Below are 3,839 nucleotides of genomic sequence, written 5' to 3'. Positions count from 1 at the left end.
GGCGCTGGGCGCGACCGGGCGAACCGTGCGCTGTTCCCGCTGCAAGGAGGTGTGGCTCGCGCATCCGGAGGACGCGATCGAGCCGGCCGCGACCTCCGCGATGATGGAGGCGGGATACAACGAGCGGGATGCCGCTGCAGACGAATGGGAGAGGCTCGCGCAGGACGGCGATGACCAGCCTCCACCCGTGGTCGAAAGCCCTCCGATCGCCGGCTGGTCGGCCCAGGATGCGTCCGACGACGCCGACTGGACCAACGCGGCGCGCAACGGTACGGACGACTGGGATGAAACGGGGGAGAAGCGATCCTGGTTCGGCAAAGCGTTCAAGTCGCGGACGCCGCGCAAGGCAGGTGGCCGGTCGTTGCTTGGCCTGCCGACCGCCTGCGCCGCCATGGGCGCGCTGGCCGTTGCACTCCTGATCTGGCGCGCCGACATGGTCCGCCTGCTGCCGCAGACTGCGGGTTTTTACCGGCTGGTCGGCCTCAACGTGAATTTGCGCGGCCTCGCCTTCAAGGAGGTCAAGCTGTCGACCGAAACCGTCGAGGGCAAACCGGTGCTGGTGATCGAGGGGGCGATCGTCGGCGAGACCCGCAAGGCCGCCGACCTGCCGCGCCTGCGCTTTGCCGTGCGCGACGCACAGGGCGCCGAGATCTATGCCTGGAACACCCTGCTGGAGCAGACCGTGCTGCAGCCCGGCGAGCGGGTGCTGTTCAAGTCTCGCCTGGCTTCGCCGCCGGCGGAAGGCCGCAACATCGAGATCCGCTTCTTCAATCGCCGTGACGTCGCGGGTGGCGGCGCGTAGGAACTGACCATGCCGCGAATCCTGATTGCCGACGACGAAGATGCCATGCGCACCCTGGTGGCCCGCGCCATCGCCATGGACGGCCACGAGACCGTCACCGCGCAGGACGGCGCCGAGGCGCTGGAGATCCTGAGCCGAGAGGACGGCGAATTCGACCTACTGCTGACCGACATTCAGATGCCGATCATGGATGGCATCGCGCTCGCGCTGTCGGCGGCGCGCGATTTTCCAAGAATCTGCATCCTGCTGATGACCGGTTTTGCCCATCAGCGCGAGCGCGCCTCGAATCTTTCCGCCATCGCCCATGACGTGATCACAAAGCCATTCTCGGTGGCGGACATCCGCACCGCCGTCGCCGACGCGCTGGCGTCGCGGCGGGGGTAGGTGCGGGTTCGGTAGAGGCACAAGCAGCGCCGCATTCACCGCTCGTCCTACCCCTCTATTAGCTAGTGCTCGGCCGGATAAATCTGGTCGTACTTGATCAACGTCGTCCGGCCATCGCGCTCCCGGTATTCCTTGGCGATGATGAATCTCAGCTCCGGCGCGTAATAATCGATGACGGGATCGGACTTCCGACCGGAATGCGTCTCGGTGTGCTCGAACTTCAGGACATCGTAGCCGCAGGCGCCGATCGCGAGCTTGTCGGTTCCGACCATCCTCAAGCTGATCGCAACGACCGCGGGCGGCACGCCCTCTTCGCTCGCGTCGAGACGAATCTCGATCTCTTGCTTGGGCTGCAGCGGGAAGAGCTTGGCGAGGTCACTTTCCGGCTTGAAGATCGTTCTGTGTCCACGATCGATCCGCTCGAGCTGAATCAGGCCCTGATACTCCCTGAGTTCGAGCAGGGGTGAACCCTGGAAGCGCGAGACGGCGCTAATCACCGCGTCGTCGCTGAACGTCACCTCGGTCTTCGAACGTGCGCCGCGCTCCAGGACAAATGCGCCACGGCCCTTCACCGCCACGGGGCATTGGTCCGCTGCGTGCGACGACAGCGATGAAAGCCACAGAGCGGCGATCACACCGGAAATCGTAGCAAGGACCCCCCTCATCAGCCTTCCAGCACGGAATCAGTAATCCTTCAACAGCCGCTCGAGGTAGTCGAGCTCGAGCTGCGGGCGGGCCGGGTCGGCCAGCCGGCGGCGCAGTTCCTCCAGGATGCGACGGGCGCGCTGCACGTCGATGTCGCCGGGGATTTTCACCGTCATGTCGTCGCTGTATTCGTGCCCGCGCAGCGGACGTCCGAGCGGATCGGTGTTGTTCCTGCCGGCCTGCTGGCGGCCGACACGGTTGCCCGGACCGTCGCCCTGCTGGCCGTCGTCGCCCTGCTGCATCGCCTCCGCGAGGCTCTGGGCGCCCTTGCGCAGCGCCTCCAGCGCCCGGCCCTGCGACTCCACCGCCGCATCGGCATTGCCCTCGCCGAGACTGCTGCCGGCATCGCCCATCGCGCTATCGGCGTCGCCCAGGCCATTCTGGTCGTCGGCCTGATCACCGTCGTCGTCACCGCTCTGGTCGCCGGGCTGTCCCTTGTCGCCCTTCTGGCCCTTGTCGCCCTTGGGCGGCTGTCCCATGCCACGCTGGCCCAGTTGATCCTGCAGTTTCTTCAGGCGGTCGCGCAGCGCCTGCTGATCTTGCTGCAGATCGCCCATGCTCTGGTCGCCCTGCTTGCCGCGGCTGCGGTCGCGCCGCGAATCCTGGCCCTGCTTGAAGGTCTTGTCGCGCAATTGCTGCTGCTTGCGGATCATGTCGCCGAGCTCGTTGAGCGCCTGCTCCATGTCGTTGTCGCCCTGCCCCGGCTGCGCCAGCTGCAGGCCCTCGAGCATCTGCTGGAGCTGCTCCAAAAGCTCCTTGGCGGCATCCTTGTCGCCGGAGCGCGACAGCCGCTCCATGCGATCGATCATGTTGTTGAGATCCTGCTGGCGCATGACCCTGGTATTCGGATCGAGCGGCCGGTTCATCGCCTGCGGATTGTTGCGGAACTGCTCGGCGAGCTGGCGCATGAAATTGTCCAGCGCCGCGCGCAGATCCTGGGTCAGCTTCTTGATCTCTTCGTCGCTGGCGCCGCGCTCCAGCGCCTGCTTAAGCGCGTCCTGCGCCGCGCGGAGCGCCTTGTCGACATCGGTGATGTCGCCGTCCTCGATCGTCACGGCGAGCGCCCAGAGGCTTGCGACCACCTCGCGCATGGCATCGTCGGTACGGGCGGCCTCGAGCTGGTGCGCGACGTTGTAGAGCCCGAGATAGTGGCCCATTTCGTCCGCCATGAACATTTCCGGCGCGATCAGCAGCGCATCCAGCGCGGCATAGACGTCGGAATTCCTGTTGGCGTCGAGCGCGAGAATGCGGCGCTGCTCGACCAGCGCCCGCGCCAGCGGTTTGGTGAACAGCCGCTCCGGCAGGCGCATGTTGAAGGGCTCGCTCCTGCCCTCGTTGCCGGCTTCGTCCTTCGCAGTCAGCGTCAGAGTGACGTCGGCACCGGCGTAGGGATCGTCGCTGAGATCCTTCACGGTCTGGCCGATCCCGTTGCGGGTGCGGGCGTTCGGCAGCACCAGCGGGAACTGCGGCGGCGCGAACAGCGGCCGCGCGTCCTTCGAACCTTCTTGTGATGCTTGCAGCGTCCCCTGACCCTTTTCGGCCGCGCGGACGGCGACATGCGCCTCGGCGGCGGTCACGCCGTAATCGTCTTCGAGCTTGTAGGACAGCTGCAGCGAGCCGCGCGCCTGCCGCTCCGGATCCTTGGCGAGCGCGATCGTCGGCGGCCGGTCCGGCGTCGCAGTGAACGCCCATTGCGGCTGCGCGGACGGTGCGCGCACATGCACGGTGCCGTCGCCGGCAATCGCAAAATGCTTTTCGTCGGTGCCCTTCGGGGCCTCTCCGGTCGGGGCGGCCTCGGTCACTCCGCCGCCGGTGATGACGTCGAGCGTGCCCCCGCTGGAGCGCACGATCAGCGTGCTTCCGACCGGCACCGCAAGCGGCCCGCTCGCCGGCAGCGCCGCCTCCTTGCCAGCGGCCGACAGGATGATCGGAGGTTTTCCGGTGTAGA

At 66.8% G+C, this 3,839-nt stretch carries 4 protein-coding genes; 2 read left to right on the top strand and 2 right to left on the bottom strand.

What is annotated here, in order from left to right; genetic code table 11:
• Nucleotides 1-802: MJ0042-type zinc finger domain-containing protein (locus tag JOZ76_RS07280; RefSeq protein ID WP_291697950.1), on the top strand; the 802-nt coding region annotated here is incomplete at its 5' end.
• A 9-nt stretch (nucleotides 803-811) separates the two neighbouring features.
• Nucleotides 812-1,186, top strand: coding sequence for a response regulator (locus tag JOZ76_RS07275; protein WP_291697949.1), 375 nt, complete (start codon nucleotides 812-814; stop codon nucleotides 1,184-1,186).
• Between the two features lie 62 nt (nucleotides 1,187-1,248).
• Here the strand turns inward: JOZ76_RS07275 and JOZ76_RS07270 are convergent, their stop codons facing one another.
• Both JOZ76_RS07270 and JOZ76_RS07265 read right to left on the bottom strand, forming a co-directional pair.
• Nucleotides 1,249-1,851, bottom strand: coding sequence for a hypothetical protein (locus JOZ76_RS07270; RefSeq protein WP_291697948.1), 603 nt, complete (start codon nucleotides 1,849-1,851; stop codon nucleotides 1,249-1,251).
• A gap of 18 nt (nucleotides 1,852-1,869) precedes the next feature.
• Nucleotides 1,870-3,839: TIGR02302 family protein (locus JOZ76_RS07265; RefSeq protein WP_291697947.1), on the bottom strand; the 1,970-nt coding region annotated here is incomplete at its 5' end.

This window comes from Bradyrhizobium sp. (genome assembly GCF_019244115.1).
Classification (GTDB): domain Bacteria; phylum Pseudomonadota; class Alphaproteobacteria; order Rhizobiales; family Xanthobacteraceae; genus Bradyrhizobium.
The sequence above is the reverse complement of the archived record's forward strand: the minus strand, read 5'-3'. Positions and strand labels throughout refer to the sequence as shown.

Excerpts from the sequence above, each read along its gene's own strand:
- JOZ76_RS07275 (WP_291697949.1), top strand. The coding sequence starts at position 812 with ATGCCGCGAATCCTGATTGCCGACGACGAAGATGCCATGCGCACCCTG.
- JOZ76_RS07270 (WP_291697948.1), bottom strand. The coding sequence starts at position 1,851 with ATGAGGGGGGTCCTTGCTACGATTTCCGGTGTGATCGCCGCTCTGTGG.